The 15,587-nt window shown below is 68.9% G+C and carries 17 protein-coding genes; 2 read left to right on the forward strand and 15 right to left on the reverse strand.

The window, feature by feature from the left end; genetic code table 11:
• Nucleotides 1-7 precede the first annotated feature (7 nt).
• From GIY23_RS03240 to GIY23_RS03250, 3 genes are all read right to left on the reverse strand, one after another.
• Nucleotides 8-1,207 (reverse strand): MFS transporter, encoded by a 1,200-nt coding sequence (locus GIY23_RS03240; RefSeq protein ID WP_228717519.1) that lies wholly within the window; start codon nt 1,205-1,207, stop codon nt 8-10.
• A 106-nt stretch (nt 1,208-1,313) separates the two neighbouring features.
• Nucleotides 1,314-3,785 carry a heavy metal translocating P-type ATPase gene (locus GIY23_RS03245; protein WP_154075307.1) on the reverse strand — a complete coding sequence of 824 codons (2,472 nt, stop codon included), beginning with the start codon at nt 3,783-3,785 and terminating at the stop codon, nt 1,314-1,316.
• Nucleotides 3,782-4,048 carry a heavy-metal-associated domain-containing protein gene (locus GIY23_RS03250; RefSeq protein WP_207630407.1) on the reverse strand — a complete coding sequence of 89 codons (267 nt, stop codon included), beginning with the start codon at nt 4,046-4,048 and terminating at the stop codon, nt 3,782-3,784. Before GIY23_RS03250 ends, GIY23_RS03245 begins: the two co-directional genes overlap by 4 nt.
• Before the next feature lie 71 nt (nt 4,049-4,119).
• Here GIY23_RS03250 and GIY23_RS03255 point away from each other — a divergent pair, with 71 nt between their 5' ends.
• Nucleotides 4,120-4,554 (forward strand): MerR family transcriptional regulator, encoded by a 435-nt coding sequence (locus GIY23_RS03255; protein WP_154075309.1) that lies wholly within the window; start codon nt 4,120-4,122, stop codon nt 4,552-4,554.
• 44 nt (nt 4,555-4,598) lie between these two features.
• Here GIY23_RS03255 and GIY23_RS03260 read toward each other — a convergent pair whose 3' ends face one another.
• Complete coding sequence (locus GIY23_RS03260) at nt 4,599-4,943, reverse strand: four-helix bundle copper-binding protein (RefSeq protein WP_187352005.1); 345 nt, start codon at nt 4,941-4,943, stop codon at nt 4,599-4,601.
• A gap of 341 nt (nt 4,944-5,284) precedes the next feature.
• Between GIY23_RS03260 and GIY23_RS03265 the strand changes: the two genes are divergently transcribed.
• Nucleotides 5,285-5,956: a recombinase family protein gene (locus GIY23_RS03265; protein ID WP_154075310.1), complete on the forward strand. Its 672-nt coding sequence runs from the start codon at nt 5,285-5,287 to the stop codon at nt 5,954-5,956.
• On the opposite strand, the gene GIY23_RS03270 is transcribed toward GIY23_RS03265, so the two are convergent.
• The 11 genes from GIY23_RS03270 to GIY23_RS03320 form a co-directional block, all read right to left on the reverse strand.
• The gene (locus GIY23_RS03270; protein WP_222850226.1) at nt 5,895-6,266 is read right to left on the reverse strand and encodes a recombinase family protein; all 372 of its coding nucleotides are present in this window, start codon (nt 6,264-6,266) and stop codon (nt 5,895-5,897) included. The genes GIY23_RS03265 and GIY23_RS03270 overlap by 62 nt on opposite strands.
• 246 nt (nt 6,267-6,512) lie before the next feature.
• A complete protein-coding gene (locus GIY23_RS03275; protein ID WP_154075311.1) occupies nt 6,513-7,964 on the reverse strand; it encodes a multicopper oxidase family protein in 1,452 nt (483 codons plus the stop codon).
• Nucleotides 7,961-8,176 (reverse strand): SHOCT domain-containing protein, encoded by a 216-nt coding sequence (locus GIY23_RS03280; RefSeq protein ID WP_075850067.1) that lies wholly within the window; start codon nt 8,174-8,176, stop codon nt 7,961-7,963. The genes GIY23_RS03275 and GIY23_RS03280 overlap by 4 nt, the downstream gene beginning before the upstream one ends.
• Before the next feature lie 176 nt (nt 8,177-8,352).
• Nucleotides 8,353-9,780, reverse strand: a complete 1,428-nt coding sequence (locus GIY23_RS03285; protein WP_222850227.1) for an MBL fold metallo-hydrolase — start codon at nt 9,778-9,780, stop codon at nt 8,353-8,355.
• Nucleotides 9,755-10,075, reverse strand: coding sequence for a rhodanese-like domain-containing protein (locus GIY23_RS03290; protein ID WP_075850118.1), 321 nt, complete (start codon nt 10,073-10,075; stop codon nt 9,755-9,757). The genes GIY23_RS03285 and GIY23_RS03290 overlap by 26 nt, the downstream gene beginning before the upstream one ends.
• Nucleotides 10,076-10,364: 289 nt before the next feature.
• The gene (locus GIY23_RS03295) at nt 10,365-11,147 is read right to left on the reverse strand and encodes a sulfite exporter TauE/SafE family protein (RefSeq protein ID WP_075850069.1); all 783 of its coding nucleotides are present in this window, start codon (nt 11,145-11,147) and stop codon (nt 10,365-10,367) included.
• Nucleotides 11,148-11,242: 95 nt separating this feature from the next.
• Nucleotides 11,243-11,845, reverse strand: a complete 603-nt coding sequence (locus GIY23_RS03300; RefSeq protein WP_075850070.1) for a rhodanese-like domain-containing protein — start codon at nt 11,843-11,845, stop codon at nt 11,243-11,245.
• A gap of 58 nt (nt 11,846-11,903) precedes the next feature.
• Nucleotides 11,904-13,325: an MBL fold metallo-hydrolase gene (locus GIY23_RS03305; RefSeq protein WP_154075312.1), complete on the reverse strand. Its 1,422-nt coding sequence runs from the start codon at nt 13,323-13,325 to the stop codon at nt 11,904-11,906.
• Nucleotides 13,326-13,508: 183 nt separating this feature from the next.
• Nucleotides 13,509-13,778 (reverse strand): metal-sensitive transcriptional regulator, encoded by a 270-nt coding sequence (locus GIY23_RS03310; protein WP_075850119.1) that lies wholly within the window; start codon nt 13,776-13,778, stop codon nt 13,509-13,511.
• 515 nt (nt 13,779-14,293) lie between these two features.
• On the reverse strand, nt 14,294-14,818 hold the full coding sequence (locus tag GIY23_RS03315) for a DinB family protein (RefSeq protein WP_154075313.1): 525 nt from the start codon (nt 14,816-14,818) through the stop codon (nt 14,294-14,296).
• Nucleotides 14,819-14,855: 37 nt separating this feature from the next.
• The gene (locus GIY23_RS03320) at nt 14,856-15,503 is read right to left on the reverse strand and encodes a recombinase family protein (protein WP_154075314.1); all 648 of its coding nucleotides are present in this window, start codon (nt 15,501-15,503) and stop codon (nt 14,856-14,858) included.
• Nucleotides 15,504-15,587: the final 84 nt, after the last annotated feature.

Below are 15,587 nucleotides of genomic sequence, written 5' to 3' on the forward strand. Positions count from 1 at the left end.
GCTGATCTCAGGAGTTCTGGAGGTGGGTGTGGGGTCGTTCGTGGCGGAAGACCGGCACGGCCAGGGCGGCGGCGAGCAGCACTGCTGCTCCGAAGGTGCTCAGGGCGACGCCGAATCCGGTCGGCAGCAGGAGGGCTTGGAAGGCGAGGCTGCCCAGGCCCATGCCGGTGAACAGGGTGAAGACGTTGAGTGCCATGGCCAGTCCACCGTGTCCGGGCAGGTTGGTGACGATGCCGCCCAGGGGTGGTTGGGTCATGTCGTAGCCCAAAGAGAGGGCCACGATGCTGGCTTGGACCGCCAGCAGCGGCAGGGGGCTGGCCAGCAGCAGCGCGCAGATCCCGCCGAGGGCCACTCCGGCGGGGATGATGCGGGCACGGCCGTAACGATCGGCCAGCCGGCCGATGACCGGGCCGAGTAGTAGGCCGGGGATGCCGTAGCCGAGCAGGGTCAGTCCGATGCCGAACTCGCCCAGGTCGAACCGTTGCTGCAGATACACCCCGAGCCAGGTGTAGATCCCGGAGTGCAGCAGCGCGTTGATGAGCACGTAGGTGTAGGTGCGCCGCCCGCGGGTCTGACGTAGCAGGGCTGCGTAGCCGGCGGCCACGGTGCGCGGCGCCGGCGGGGATGCCGACCGCGGGGTCGCCGGTAGCACGGCGAGGGCGGCGACCAGCAGCACCAGCCCGGCCGCAGCGGTGGCCAGGAACAGTCCGGACCAGCCGACCAGTGGCTCGCCCAATGCTCCGGCGGTGGCGCCGACGGCGATGCCGCCGGCCATGCCCCCGAACAGCCACCCGAGGGCGTGCCCGCGCCGCTGATACGGAACCAGGTCGCCGACCAGGGCCAGCGCGATCGGCACGACACCGCTGGCGCCGATGGCGGTGGCCAGGCGCATCCCGATGAACGCCCCGGCACTGCTGGCCAGCGCGGTCGCGCCGACCAGGACGGTGAACGCGGCCAGCGAGCCGAGAATGACGGGCCGCCGGCCGAGGTGTTCGGAGGCTGGTCCCCACACCAGCACCATCGCCCCGTAGGGCAGCAGGTAGGCGGGCACGGCCAAGCCGACGAGGCTGGGGGCGGTGTGAAAGACCTCGGCCAGCCGGGGGATCAGCGGCGCGACCATGAAGATCTGCGCGAAGATCACGAACGCGGAGGCGGTCAGCAGCGCCAGCATGCCCCGTGGGGCGGCGGGCATCCTCGGTTCAGACACGTTTGTTTCCTTGTGCGGCAGTGTCGGGACGCGGCAGGAACGGGCGCGCGGCGTGCTCGAGCGGGCCGCGCGCCCGCCTGGTCTGGCGCCAGGGTTGTGTGGACGGTCAGGCCGCCGTGCGGTTTGCGGGTTGCTGCTCAGTTGTCCCGCGTGCGCGGCCGACGCTGGCGATGGCGTTGATCAGCAGCGAGGGTCGGGTGCCGAAGGAGTTCAGGAAGATCGTGGTTACCGAAGCGCCCATGGCCACCATCGCCCACACCGGGGAGATCAGGCCGGTGCTGGCCAGGGGGATGCCGAGTCCGTTGAACGTGAAGGCCAGGCCCACGTTGGTGCGGGTGCGTCGGTAGGCGCGGTCGCTGATCTCGCGGGCGTCGAGCACGGTGTGCACGTCCTCGCGCAGCAGCACGACGTCGGCGGATTCCACGGCGATGTCGGTCCCGCCACCGGCGGCGAGGCCCACGTCGGCCTGCATCAGCGCCGGGGCGTCGTTGATGCCGTCGCCGACCATGGCCACCCGGGCACCGTTGGCTTGCAGCTCGCGCACGAGCTCGGCCTTGCCGTCCGGGCGGATCCCGGCGTGCACCTGTTGGATACCGAGTGCTTCGGCGACATGGTCGGCGGCGCGTTGGTTGTCGCCGGTGACCAGCACCGGTTCCATGCCCGCCTGGCGCATCGTGGTGACGGCCTCGGTGGCGTCGGGCCGCAGCTCATCGCCCAACGCGATCAGGCCCAGGGCGGTGTTCTCGGTGGCCACGGCGATGACAGTGTGCCCGGAGGCTTCGAATCGGTCGATCCGCGTGGTGAGCTCGGCCAGGTCGATGCCGGCGTCAATGAGCAGTCCCGGCCGTCCAATGAGGACTCGCTGTCCGCCGACGGTGGCGCGCACCCCGGAGCCGGTCATCGACGCGAACTCGTCTGCGGTCTCCACGGCCAAGCCCTGGTCCTGGGCGGCGGTGACGACGGCACGCGCCAGTGGGTGTTCGGAAGGGTCCTCGGCTGCTGCGGCCAGCGCTAACACGGCGTTCTTCTCGCCGCCGTCGACGGATTCGACGGCTCGGACGGTGGGCCGTCCTTGGGTCAGGGTGCCGGTCTTGTCCAAAACAATGCGGCGGACGAGTCGGAAGGTTTGGAAGGCCTCGCCGGTGCGCATGACGATGCCGGCATCGGCGGCGTGTCCGGTGCCGCGCACGATCGCCAGTGGTGCGGCGATGCCGACCGCGCAGGGATAGCCCATCACCAGCACTCCCAGGGAGGCGAACACCGCCCGGTGCACATCCGGGTCGCCGGTGACCAGCCAACTGCCGGCCAACCAGGCGACGAGAGCCAGGGCGGAGATGCTGAGCACCGTGGGGGTGTAGACGCGCAGGACCTTGTCGACCAGGTGCAGGATGCCGGGTTTGAGTGCGCGAGAGTCCTCCACATGCCGCACGACCTGGGCCAGGAAGCCTTCCGCGCCGGTGGCGGTGACCTCGATGGTCAGGCTGCCGGTGCCGTTGATCGATCCGCCCACGACGTCCTCGCCGGGACCGCGATCGGCCGGAACTGGCTCGCCGGTGACCAGCGAGACATCCACCGCCGAGGCCCCCTCGCGGATGCGCCCATCCAGCGGGATGCGCTCGCCGGGGCGCACCCGCACGTGCTGGCCGATGGCGACCTGCTCGACCGGCACCTCGGACTCGGCACCGCCGTCGGCTCTGTCCACGAGCCGGGCGAGGTCGGGCTGTAGGTCCAGCAGTTTCTTGACCGACTGACCCGAGCGGGTCTTGACCAGCAGCGACAGCCACTCCGAGAAGATGTGATACGTGGCCACGATCGCGGCGGCCGCGAAAAACTCCGCGGTCGGGTAGTTCTCCAACAAGCCGGTCAGGCCGATGATGCCGCCAGCGATGCCGCCGAACGCGCCGGCCTCCAGCAGCACGTGCTGGTTGAGGATCCCGCGTCGTGCGGATTGATACGCCATGCGCAGAATGTGCGGGGCCACCCCAAAGACCATCGCCCCGGCGAGCACGGCGGCGATCCAGCCATTGACCGGGGACTCCAGTAGCCCGGCGAAACGCGCGGCCAGCGCGAGCGCACCGGGGGCGGCGACCGCGGCGGCCCATCCCGCCGCTCGGGCCTGCCCGGTCGGGCGCAGGATGGAAAAGACCAACCCGAGTGCAGCCACGAGCAGGGTGGCGCACAGCAGCGTCCACCATCCTTCGGCGATCTGGACCATCGCGGTCAGGCTCAGCCCGATCGCGGTGAACAGCCGTTTGCCCTCGGCCAGCAGGTCGGCCTCTTCGTCCTCGAAGGCCCGCAGCTTGCGGGGGTCGTAGAGCTCGTAGCCGATATCGCGCAGCGTGCCCAGGATCTCCTCGGGCTCGACTACATCCGGGTCGTAGTCGACCAGGGCTTGCTCGTGGGTCAGGCTCACCGACACCGTGCCGACCCCGTCCATGCGGCCCAGGGCCTTTTCGATCGTGCCGGTGCACAGCGAGCAGTGCAGCCCCGCGATCTTGGCCCGGATCCGTTGCTGGCCTTCAGTCGTACTCGGCTCCGAGGCCCACAACTGCGGGCGTTCCTCCACCACGGTGCTCACCGACTCGCCCCCTCGGTGACCTCGAAGCCCGCCGCCTCGATCCGCTCGACCAACACGGCACGATCGGCCAACTCCGGACCGAGGCGCACATGCACGTGGCCGCTGCTGTGATCGGCACTCACCTCCCGCACGCCGTCCACGCGGCCCAGCACCTTGGCGATGCGCTGCTCACATCCCGAGCACGACATGCCCGTGACCTGCAACTGCACCGTGTCCATGATCTCGTACTCCCTTGCGTGACCTGCGGTTGTCGTCGTCAACACGCACGCTAGAACCTTGCCCCAGGGGTAAGGTCAAGGATGACGGTTCGCGGCCACACACAGAGGAGGATCTGATGGGTATGACCGTCGGCGCGGCGGCGGCAGCCGCCGGAGTCAGCGCCAAGGCGATACGACTGTGGGAGTCCAAGGGGCTGCTGCCGCCGTCCGAGCGCACCGAGTCCGGCTACCGCGTGTTCACCGAGGACGATCTCGACGTGCTGCGCTTCATCCGCCAGGCCAAGACTCTGGGTCTGACCCTGCCCGAGATCAAAGACATCATCGACCTGCAACGCGACGGTGCCACACCGTGTGGCCGGGTCACAGAACTGCTCGACACCCACATCACCGAGATCGACCGCACCCTGGCCGACCTGCGCGCACTGCGCCGCTCGTTAGCCTCCGCTCGTCGGGCCGCCCGCGAGGGCCAACGCCGCGGCCAGGACGCCGTGGTCTGCCGCATCATCGAAAACCACACCGACCGCGACGACAGCGCGCGCACCGAGGGGTAGGCGGCCACACTCGCCTACCCCTCGGTCCCCGTGGGTTCGGGGCCTCAGGCGGTGACCGTGGCCATCGCCCGGCACTGCTCCGCGCACCGGCGACACGCCGCCGCGCACTCACGGCAGTAATCCATGTCGTACTTATCGCACTCAGCCGCGCACGCCTCACACACCTGGGCACACAGCTGGCACAACTGCGCCGCCCAGCGCGAATCACGGGCCAGCAGCGTCACGCAGGCCGCACAGATCGCCGCACAGTCCAGACACAGCCGGGCGCACTCGGCCATATCCGGATTGCCGGCGCAACAGTTGTAGTTGCACGTCTCACACGCCTGCTGGCATTCGGCACACGCATCCAGACACGCCTGGTTGCGCTGCTCCACCATCGTCGTAGCCATCACGTACCTCCCTGATTCGCTCGTTGGTTCGCTCAACCCCGCTACGGGCGCCCCACCGAGGTACCCATCACCCGAGGCTGCGCACCCCGAGGCGTAAGGGGTTGCCCCGGGAGGAAGGTCAAGGCGTCACGTTCATGGCCACCACATCGAGCCACGTGTCACAGACAACGGTGTCGACGAAAGGAACCTTTCTCGACATGATCAAAACTCTGCCCGGATCACAGCCTCGAGCTACCCGGCAAGTGTCGAAAAAACGCGTTGCAAAGTCGGAGTGTCCAAAAATCCGATCACGGCCCTTTGTCGTACAGTCGGCACGCCCGTGATCATGGAAGGTGCCGCCGATGACCCACGCCCCGCACGAGCTCGTCCTCGACGGCGACCCGCTCGAGGCCATCGGGGCAGGCGCCCGCGTCGGCTACGCCCGGGTGTCCACCGCCGACCAGAACCTGCGCCGCCAGGTCGACGCCCTCACCGGTGCCGGCTGCATCCGGGTGTTCGAGGAGAAGCTCAGCGGGAAGAACGCGGAGCGGCCCGAGCTGTGGACCTGCCTGGACTACCTCCGTAAAGGCGACACCCTCGTCGTCCTGGAACTCTCCCGTCTCGGCCGCAGCCTGCAAGACCTGCTGTCCCTGGTCAGCGAGCTGCGCAGGCGCGGCGTCGAGTTCACCTCGCTGCACGAGAACCTCGACACCACCACACCGGGAGGCAGGCTCGTGTTCCACGTCTTCGCCGCGCTGGCCGAGTTCATCCGCGAACTCATCGTCGACGGCACCCGCGAAGGCCTCGCGGCCGCAAAGGCCAACGGGGTCCGGCTCGGCCGGCCACCGGCCATGACCCCCGAACAGATCCGCCACGCGCGCGCACTGCTCGCCGAACCCGACACCACCGTGGCCTCCATCGCCCGCCTGCTCGGCGTCAGCCGCTCCACGATCTACAAATACCTCCCCGAACTCAGCGCCAACCGGGCTCTCGAACCCGCTGAATCCGGCCCGCCCCCAGCGCTCCCGAGCTAACCGTTGTTTTTTCGGCACCTGCTACCGCTACCCCGTTGAGCACGACCAGATCGACGTGCTTGGCTTGCAGCTGGTTGGACAGCTCGATGAGGTGCTCCAGCGACCGGCCGAGTCGGTCGAGCTTGGTGACCACGAGCTGGTCGCCGGTGCGGTTGGCCGCCAGTAGCGCTTTCTCCAGTTCCGGTCGGCGCGCGAGCGTGCCGGAGGCCTTGTCGACGAAGACCTCGTCGCAGCCTGCCGCAGTCAGCACGTCGTGCTGGGCTTCGGGGTGCTGGTCGCGGGTGGAGACTCGTCCGTAGCCGATCCGCATGGCCCGGACCGTATTGCGAAGGCCCGACAGCGTGACGGTGGCGCGGACACGGGTTGCGTTACAGACCCGACCTGCGAAAACACTCGACGGCTTGCAATGTCTCGTGAACGTTCGTTTGTGCGACGGTGCTCTTCCGAGAAGGTAAGGGCGCCGTCTGGTTGGTGAGAGTGTCGAGCTTTTGCGGATGCGGTCGACGGGAAGTCGGGTCAGGCGCTGGCGCCGTGCGTGATCGTCACCCGGCCCCCGTCAGCGGACCTGGATGGTGGCCATCATGCCGGCGTCTTCGTGGTCGAGGATGTGGCAGTGGAAGACGCTGCGGCCGGGATAGGCGGTGAACGGAATTCGCAAGCGTACCCAGCCTTGTGGTGGCACGAGCACGACGTCTTGCGGTGTTCCGGATAGCGGGGCGTTGTCGCTGGTGGCCAGCACGACGAACGGCCATACGTGCAGGTGGAACGGGTGGGTCATCGGGGTGGTGTTGACCACGGTCCACTCTTCGACTGTGCCGAAACGAACGAGTTGGTCGGTGCGGTCGGGGTCGAAGGCGCGGCCGTCGATTCCGAGGCTCATGCCTGCCGTGCCCATTCCCATGGTGAACGCGACCTCGCGCCGTTTCCCGTCCGTCGTGGCGCGCGGTTGCTCGGCGGGCAGCGCTGGCGGCAGCGGGGCCGGCTTCGCCTCGGGGCCCCCGGCCATCAGAGTGGCCAGCAGCACCCGTTCGCTGCGGACACCGCCGCCCATACCGCCCATGCCCATGCCGCCGCGGTCTACTGGCTCGGACAGAAGGGGGAAACGCCCGGGTGTCGTCGGACGCACCAGGACGTCGGCGCGGCTACCGGGCGGGAGCACGACGCGTTGCTGGCTTTCCGGGGCGGGCAGGAACGCCCCGTCCCGAGCGACGAGGTCGAGTTCGTGTCCGGCCAGCCGCAGCGCCAGTACCCGGGAGGCGCAACCGTTGATCACGCGCCAGCGCTGCGCGGTCCCCGGCGCGGCGCCGAGGGTGGGTTGATGCTGCCCGTTGACCAGGACCAGTTCACCCTCCCGGCCTTGCATCCGCTCCATCCGGTCGGGGCGGGCAACGACGCCGTCCACGGTCATCGTCGTGTCCGTGACCAGCAGAACGCGGTCCTGTTCGACGGGCAGGTCCGGGCCGTCATCGACCAGCAGCGCCCCGCCGAGCCCGCCGAAGACCTGATCGGCGACCAGCCCGTGGCGGTGCGGGTGGTACCAGAAGGTCCCGGTCGGGTGGTCGCGTGGGATACGGAATAGGTAGTCGAACGAGGTTCCCGGTTCGATCCGCAGGAATGGATTGTCGCCGTTGCCCTGCGGCGAAACGCGAAGCCCGTGGGTGTGCAGGTTGGTGGGCTCGGCGAGCCCGTTGATCAGCCGGACTGCGAGGTCGTCTCCCGGCCGGACCCGCAGTGTCGGTCCTGGTGAGCTCCCGTTGTAGCCCAGCGCCTCGGTGTCGCGCCCGGCCAGCGCCACGCCCGCGGCGGCAGCGAGCTCCACCTGCAACCTGCCGCCGCGGCTGCTGAGCACGCGTGGTTCGCGCAGCGGCGCTGCGGTGGCGGCCGGACGGAACCCGCCGCCGGCCGAGTTTGCGCTCCACAGCCATCCCGCGGTGCCGCCTGCCACACTCGCGGCACCCGCCGCGGCCACACCCATCGCGCGCCGCCGGCTGATTGGTCGGCCACTCACTGCAGCTCGTCTCGCATCTGGCGGTACTGCTGCTCGTCGATCTCCCCACGAGCGAACCGCTCGTCCAGGATCTGGCGCGCCGACGGCACCGAACGCGGCGGAGCGGTTGCCCCACCCCGGACAAGCCGGAAAGCCACGTACCCGAGCAGGATGAGCCCGACCAGCACCAGCAGTGGCCAGACCAGCATCCAGCCCATCATGCCATCCATCATCGTGCTCACCTCACTGCTCTGAGTGCCGGGTCACCCAGCGGGGCTTGCGGCGGCCAGGCGTTCGACGATGCCGAGCTTAACCACTCATGCTGGTGGTGACCGTGCCGTCGGAGCCGACCACGGCCAGCTGATCCGGCGTCAGGTCCCGCACCACAGTGCCCCTCGGAGTTACCGCGTCAGCCTGCCTGCGTGGGCAGGTCTGCCTGTTTCCAGGCGGTCATGCCGCCGAGGACGTTGCGCACGTCGGTGTGCCCGTGGCGTTGCAGCAGGCTGGTGGCCACCGAGGAGCGGTAGCCGCTGCCGCAGGTCACCGCCACCGGCTTGCCGTCGGGGACCTCGTCGAGGCGTTCGGGCAGTTCGGCGCCGGTGATGTAGGCAGCGCCGGGCACGTGTCCGCCAGCCCACTCACTGGGTTGGCGCACGTCCAGCAGCTCGGTCTCGCCGCGGGCGAGTTCGTCGTTGAGCTCGTGCACGGTGATCTGAGGAGTTTCCTCAAGGGGTTTGGCGGCCGTACGCCAGGCGCTCATGCCGCCGCGCAACCACCCCAGCGGAGGTGGGTAGCCGATCCGCAGCAACTGCCACGTGGCCTCCCATAGCTCCCCTGGTTGGTCGAGGATCAGCAGCACCTGCGCGTCCGCGGGTAGCACCGTGCCCGCCCAGGTGGGAAACGCCGTGCCGAGACCGACGTTGAGGGCACCGGGGATGTGTCCTCCGCCGAAGGCTTCCGGTGAACGGGCGTCCAACACGATCGTGCCGGTTTCGCGGTGTTGTTCGAACTCAGCGACGGTCAAGGCCGGTGGCTCGGCCAGCACTCCGAGTGGCTGGACACCGGTCATGTTGCGGCTGCGCATGCGCAGCCAGTACGGCGGTACCGCAGGCAGGTTGTCTAGTCGGAGGCATTCGCGGACGAAGCCCTCAGTGTTGTCCACTTCGGATAGGATCGCGTTCGAGTGCCGCTCGTAGCCCAGGGTGGTCGAGAGGCGGCTGCCGATGCTGCCTCCGCACAGCGAGCCCGCCACGTGGGTGGGAAACACCTGCACGTGGTCGGGCAGGGCCAGCAGCTTGTCCTGAATCGTTGCGCAGAACGTCCGCGCGGCTTCCTGTGCTTTCTCCTGACCGCCGAGCAGGTCCGGGCGAGCCAGGTCTCCGACCAGCAGGGCCCCACCGGAGAGCAACAGCGCCGGATGATCGGCGCTCATGGCACGGTCGTAGACCAGCAGGCTGATGTGCTCCGGTGTGTGCCCCGGGGTGTGCAGCACTTCGAGCCCGACGTCGCCGATCTCGATGACCTGCCCGTCGCTGATCGGCTGGTGGGAATAGCCGAACTCGCCGGCTGCTGATCCCCACACCTGGGCACCGGTGCGTTCGGTGAGCTCGGTCAGCCCGGACAGGTAGTCGTTGTGGCCGTGCGAATCGGCCGTGTAGGCGATGCGCATGCCATGAGTGCGTGCTGCTTCCGTGTAGACGTTCACGTCCCGGCGCGGGTCGAACACCAGCGCCTGCCCGGTCTTCTCATCCCCGATGAGGTAGGAGGCGTGTCCCAGGGACTGCAGGTAGAACTGCTGGAACAGCATGGTCTCACGCCACCTCTCCCGGCTGCTCATCGTCGGGAGTGCGCACCGGTAGATCCTGCTCGGACCAGGCCTGAATGCCTCCGTCGAGATTGTCGGCGCGATAGCCGTGCCCAGTCAGGAACTCGGCCATCTTGCCGCTCCGGCTGCCGCTGCGGCACACCGTGACAACCGGTTGCTGCTGATCCACCTCCTCGAGCCGCCCGGGCAGTTCGTTCATCGGGATCCACCGCGAGCCAGGAATCCGCCCGGCCTGCCACTCCTGCGGCTCCCGAACATCGACCAGCTGTATCCGATCTTGTTGCCCGTACAGGTCCTTGGGATCCATGGCCACTCCCTTTCCGAAGCGATCCCGCAAGTCGGCGACACCGACATGCCGGAAGGACGAACCGATTCCGGTCCCTTCCTCGTCCGTTACCCGGTAGCCGCTCCCCCCATGCAGGCACACACCCTGTCCTTCCGATGTTCCCAAGCCCCGGAGAAGGGGGCCGCTGGTCACAGGCATGGCCCCGGAGACGGTGGGCCGCCCGGCAGTCGCAGGGGACGGGTCAATACTCGAGTTGTTTTCTGCGCGCGCTACCGCGGTGGCTTGGTGACGAGCACGAACTGCGCGGCACTTATCCGAGTGCGGTGGGATTGAGGATGGCCGCCGTGGCCACACCGGCGGCGACGATGAGGACGATGTAGGCGAACCAGCGGCGCAGGGTGGCTGCCGGCAGGCGGGGTGCCAGCCGGCCCGCGAGTGTGGAGATGACCAGGGCGGTGCCGGCGAAGACGGCGAGGAGGGTGTAGTCGAGCGAGGCTGCCGTGGTGGCGTGGGCGGCCAGCCCGGCCAGGGAGTTGATGAGCACGATCACCAGTGAGGTGGCCACGGCCGCGTGGGCCTCGAGCCCGAGCAGGGCGGCAAGCGCGGGGACGATGACGAAGCCGCCGCCGACGCCGAACAGGCCGGTGAGCACCCCGACGCCGGCGCCGGCGCCCAGGGATTTGGGCAGGCAGCTGCGCCAGTCGATGCCGCCTTCGCCGGTGCGGCAGGCGCCGGCGTGGTTCTCCCCGCCGCGCAGCATGCGCACGGCCACCACGACCATGAGCGCGGCGAAGGCCAGCAGCAGCCAGCGCTGCGGAACCAGCCGTCCCAGAGCGGTGCCGGCGAAGGCGGCCGGGATGCCGGCGGCACCGAAGACCAGGGCCACCGGCCACCGCACGTGGGCGCGCCGTGTGCGGGGGGCGATGCCACCCACCGAGGAGACCGCGACCACGGCCAACGAGGTGGGAATCGCCATCTGCAGGGGTTGTCCGACGCCGTAGACCAGCGCCGGCACCGCCAGGATCGACCCTCCGGCACCCAGCAGCCCCAGGGCCAGCCCGATGACCGCGCCGAACAGACCCGCCAGAACCATCATCGTCTCCTGCTTCCTCGAGAACGCGCGGACGCGCCTCGGAACTCACACCGGGGGAGGGAAAGAGAAGGGCGGGCACGCCCGGGGCGGTCAGGTCAGCGGGACGGGGAACCCGCTGGGGCCTGCCCGCTGGTCAGGGCTTGAATCATGCTCGCCCCGTCGAAGTTCGGGGTGCGGTTGTGCGGCAGCAGGCCCAACACGCGCGACATGGCGCAGGTGTTGGTGATCGCGGCGACGGTCAAACCGCCGCCGACGAAGCCGGCAAGCCACTTCAAGGGTTCGTAGGCGGTGCTGGCGAGTACGCCGGTGAGCACGAGCAGCCCGGCGGCGAGCCGCACCTGGCGTTCCATGCCCCAGGTGCCCGAGCCGCGGTTGACGGGCGCGTCGTGCTGCTGCCACCCGGTGATCCCGCCGGACAGGACGCTGAGCTGGTCCAGTCCTGCAGACTCCAGCACGCTGCGTGCTTGATCCGCACGGACGCCGGAGGCGCACACCAGCACGATCGGATCCTCGTGGTCGGCGGTGAGCTCGGTGCGGTGCTCGCGCAGCAGGTCCAGCGGCACGTTGTAGGAGCCGGGAATGTGGGTCGCGGCGAACTCGCCGGGGGTGCGCACGTCGATCAGCCGGGTGCGCGGGTTGTTCTCCAGCAGGCTGCGCACCTGCGGGGTATCCATGCTCACCGGTGTCGTGCGAGACATCGGTCTCCCTTCCTTGTTGGTCCTGTGGCGTGGTCAGTCGGGTTCTCGGTGCCGTGTCTCAGCGGGCTGGGGTCAGGTCGAGGCCGGCGTCCTCGGCGTTGGCGAAGAAGTCGTCGACGAGCACGACGTCACGAGCGGCGTGCTCCAGCAGGGAGGCCGCTGCGGTGGCGCGGTAGCCGCTGCCGCAGTGCACCCACACCGTCCCGGTGGGGACCTCGTCGACGCGGTCCTTGAGCTCGTACAGCGGAATGTGCACGGAGCCCTCGATGTGCGCGGAGCGCCACTCGTTGTTGGTGCGCACGTCCAGCACCACGTCCGCTGCGGGGAACCCGTCGACGCCGCCGTCGCGGACGGCGGCGAGGTCGGGGAAGGTGGCGGTGGTGGTGCTGCGCAGCTGATCGACCTCGGCGGCCAGCTCCCGCGGGCGTCCTGATGCGGCCGCGGAGAACGTGTCGATGCCGATGCGGGCCAGTTCCCGCTGAGCGTCGGCGACCTGCTCGGGTGTCTCGCCGAGCAGAGTGATCGGTGCGCCCCAGTCGATCATCCAGCCCAGCCAGGTCGCCATCGGCCCGTCCAGGCCCAGGCTGACCGTGCCCGCCAGGTGCGAGGCCACGTAGGCAGTCCGCGAGCGCAGGTCCACCACCCACTCACCGGCCTGCAGGCGCCGCCGCAGTTCGTCCGGCGTGGCCCGGGCAGGCATGCGCAGGTCCAGCGGCTCGGGACCGGTGGTGTTGTGCACGCCCATGTGGGCGTAGTAGGCGGGATAGGCATCCAGACCGGACAGCATCTGCTCGACGAACTCGCCCTCGGCCAACGTCAGCGCCGGGTTGACCTGCTTCTGCTCGCCGATGGTGGCCGAGTCGCCGGAAGCCTGGCTGGCCGAGCAGAAGCTGCCGAACCCGTGGGTCGGCCAGATCTGCGCCCCGTCCGGCAGGGTCTCCACCAGCTTGCGCGTCGAGGCATGCTGGTGCCGGGCCAACTCGTGGCTGTGCTGCTCCCCCAGCAGATCGGTGCGCCCGGTGGTGCCGAACAGCAACGACCCCCCGGTGAACACCCCCACCGGGCCCTGCTCGCCCTCCAAGACGTAGGACAGGTGGTGATACGTGTGCCCCGGTGTGGCCACCGCCCGCACCCGCATCCGTTCCGACACCTCGACCACGTCACCGTCGGCCAGCGGTGTGTGCGCGAACGGCGCCTCGTCCGCAGCGGCCACGCCGTAGTCGGCGCCCGTCAGTCGGGCCAGTTCTAGCCCGCCGGAGACGTAGTCGTTGTGCACGTGCGTCTCCAGCACCAGCGCGATGCGCACATCCAGGCGCCCGGCCGCGGCGAGGAACCGATCCACATCACGTTGCGGATCCACCACCACCGCCAGCGCACCATCGGTCGCCAGGTAACTGCGATCGCCCAACGACGAGGTGGCGATCACCTCCACACCCAGATCGCCGGCAAGCTGATGGTCGAGTTCTCGTACTGCCGTCATCGTTGCGTTCCTCCTTCGATGTCACACGGAGTCGATCCACGTCGCGGTTTCGCCTGCCATCGACACCGCTCGTACTCCTGCCTCGTCATCGCTCCGAGAATAATATACCCAGTGGGGTATATATAAGTTATACGAGTGGGCATGCACGAGAGCACACCCATCAGCGGCTAAGCGGGGCTTGAATCAAGCCAGCGCCAGGAACAACCGCTCCAGCTCCTGCTCGGTCATCTCCGGCTCATCGCCGTCATCGCGGGCCTGCTGGCAGTGCCGCATCCCACTGGCCACGATCTTGAATCCCGCCCGGTCCAGCGCCCGGGACACGGCGGCCAGCTGGGTCAGCGCCTGAGCGCAGTCACCGCCCTCCTCGATCGACTCGATCACACCGGCCAACTGTCCCTGTGCGCGGCGCAGACGCGTCAACGCGTCTCCGACCAGCTCCGGCTTCATCTCCACGGCAATCACCTCCACTGCCCGCAACCAATATACCCACCGGGGTATTCATGTCAAAAAAAGGGAGCAACGAGCAGCCGCAACCACCTCGCCCCGCCTGTAATAAGACCCAACGGGAGACCGGGCGGATGGGGTGATGTCGTCGGAGTACTCGTGGTGTCGACGCGAGTTCGGCAGGTGTGGTCTTGGATGAAGACTCCGGTGGTCAGGAACAGTGGGTGTGCCGAGGTGCCGCCGCAGCGGTGCCCGGTGCTGGCGCCGATGATCGAGCCGAGGGCGAAGATCAGTACGACCTGGGTCAGGCCGAGGGGCTGCTGCAGCGGTCGTTCCCGGAGGTGCGGGCCAAGCATTCCCGTCCTCGGCCGGCATTCCTGCCTGGCTGGCCCTGTACTCCCGAAGTTGTCCTGAGGGGCAAAGTAGCCGCGAGCGCTGGACATCAAGTCTTGGCTGAGCTCTGCTCCCGTTGCAGGGTGCGGTAGACGGTGGCCTTTCGGTAGCAGGTGCGCAGAAACCAACGCTTAGCTCTGGGGGCTGTCGAGGGTGAGTTGGCGGCGGTGGAAGTCGAAGTGCTGGGTGGGGAAGCGGTAGACGTCGGCCAGCGTCATGTAGTCGGCAAAGAACGGGTCCCATTGGGTGGGGTAGTGCATGCCGCGGGTGAGGTCGGCATCGGTTTCGGCATCCAGTCGGCGGTGGAGCGCGGTGATCACGCGGTCGAACAGGGTGGTCATCTGAGTACGGGTGAGGGTGGTTCCACCGAGGGCGGAGCCGAGGTAGTTCACGGCGTCGAACGCAGCCGTGGCCGCGTTGAGTCCGCGGGCGTAGACGCGGCTGATGCCGGTGGGTAGCCGGCTGAACACCCGCACCAGGGTCAGCAGGGCGCGCAGGATCAGATAGCCCAGCAGCATGTGAAACAGCAGCTGCTTGTTGGTCCAGCGGGTGCCGTTCGACGGTCGCCGCAGCTCAGCATCGTCGGCGTTGTCGAGCAGCTGGTGGAACGCGGTGCGGGCGCGCTCCATGTCGTCGTGAACGGCTTGTTTGTCCACGTGCTGAGTATCCGTCCTGTGGGCCGGGAAGCGCTGCTCAGGTGCCGAGCTCGGGCTCCAGCGTGCGGGTGCTGAGTTCGGGGACGTACTTGTAGAGCGTGGAGCGGGACACGCCGAGCAGGCGGGCGATGGAGGCGACGGTGGTGTCGGGTTCGGCGAGCAGGGCGCGGGCGTGGCGGATTTGCTCGGGGCTCATGGCCGGGGGTCGGCCGAGCCGGACGCCGTTGGCGCGGGCGGCGGCCAGGCCCTCGCGGGTGCCGCCGGCGATGAGCTCGCGCAGGAACTCGGCCAGTGCGGCGAAGACGTGGAACACGAGCCTGCCGCCGGGGGTGGTGGTGTCCAGTGCTTCGTGCAGTGAGGTGAATCCGATGCCGCGTTTGCGCAGTCCGCTGACGAGGGAGAGTAGGTCGGCGAGGCTGCGGCCCAGCCGGGAGAGTTCGAGGACGACGAGGGTGTCGCCGCTGCGGAGGTAGTCCAGGCAGGCGGCCAGCTCGGGGCGTTCGGCGTTTTTGCCGGACAGTTTCTCCTCGAAGACCCGGATGCATCCGGCCTGGGTGAGGGCGTCGACCTGGCGGCGCAGGTTCTGCTCGGTGGTGGACACGCGGGCGTAGCCGATGCTGGCGCCGCCGCCGATCGCGTCGAGTGGGTTGCCGTCGAGGGCGAGGTCGTCCGAGGTGTCGGCCATCGGGCACCTTCCATGATCGCGAGCGTGCCCGGAGTGTACGACAAAGGTCGGGGTCGAGGTTGTTGGACACTCCAGGTTTGCAAC

The organism is Allosaccharopolyspora coralli (assembly GCF_009664835.1).
Classification (GTDB): domain Bacteria; phylum Actinomycetota; class Actinomycetes; order Mycobacteriales; family Pseudonocardiaceae; genus Allosaccharopolyspora; species Allosaccharopolyspora coralli.

What these genes read in the sequence shown, in the direction of transcription:
- GIY23_RS03280 (WP_075850067.1), bottom strand. Translation starts at nt 8,176, where the DNA reads ATGATGGATGGCATGATGGGCTGGATGCTGGTCTGGCCACTGCTGGTG.
- GIY23_RS03255 (WP_154075309.1), top strand. Translation starts at nt 4,120, where the DNA reads ATGGGTATGACCGTCGGCGCGGCGGCGGCAGCCGCCGGAGTCAGCGCC.
- GIY23_RS03305 (WP_154075312.1), bottom strand. Translation starts at nt 13,325, where the DNA reads ATGACGGCAGTACGAGAACTCGACCATCAGCTTGCCGGCGATCTGGGT.
- GIY23_RS03265 (WP_154075310.1), top strand. Translation starts at nt 5,285, where the DNA reads ATGACCCACGCCCCGCACGAGCTCGTCCTCGACGGCGACCCGCTCGAG.
- GIY23_RS03290 (WP_075850118.1), bottom strand. Translation starts at nt 10,075, where the DNA reads ATGGATCCCAAGGACCTGTACGGGCAACAAGATCGGATACAGCTGGTC.
- GIY23_RS03285 (WP_222850227.1), bottom strand. Translation starts at nt 9,780, where the DNA reads ATGAGCAGCCGGGAGAGGTGGCGTGAGACCATGCTGTTCCAGCAGTTC.
- GIY23_RS03270 (WP_222850226.1), bottom strand. Translation starts at nt 6,266, where the DNA reads ATGCGGATCGGCTACGGACGAGTCTCCACCCGCGACCAGCACCCCGAA.
- GIY23_RS03320 (WP_154075314.1), bottom strand. Translation starts at nt 15,503, where the DNA reads ATGGCCGACACCTCGGACGACCTCGCCCTCGACGGCAACCCACTCGAC.
- GIY23_RS03295 (WP_075850069.1), bottom strand. Translation starts at nt 11,147, where the DNA reads ATGGTTCTGGCGGGTCTGTTCGGCGCGGTCATCGGGCTGGCCCTGGGG.
- GIY23_RS03260 (WP_187352005.1), bottom strand. Translation starts at nt 4,943, where the DNA reads ATGGCTACGACGATGGTGGAGCAGCGCAACCAGGCGTGTCTGGATGCG.
- GIY23_RS03300 (WP_075850070.1), bottom strand. Translation starts at nt 11,845, where the DNA reads ATGTCTCGCACGACACCGGTGAGCATGGATACCCCGCAGGTGCGCAGC.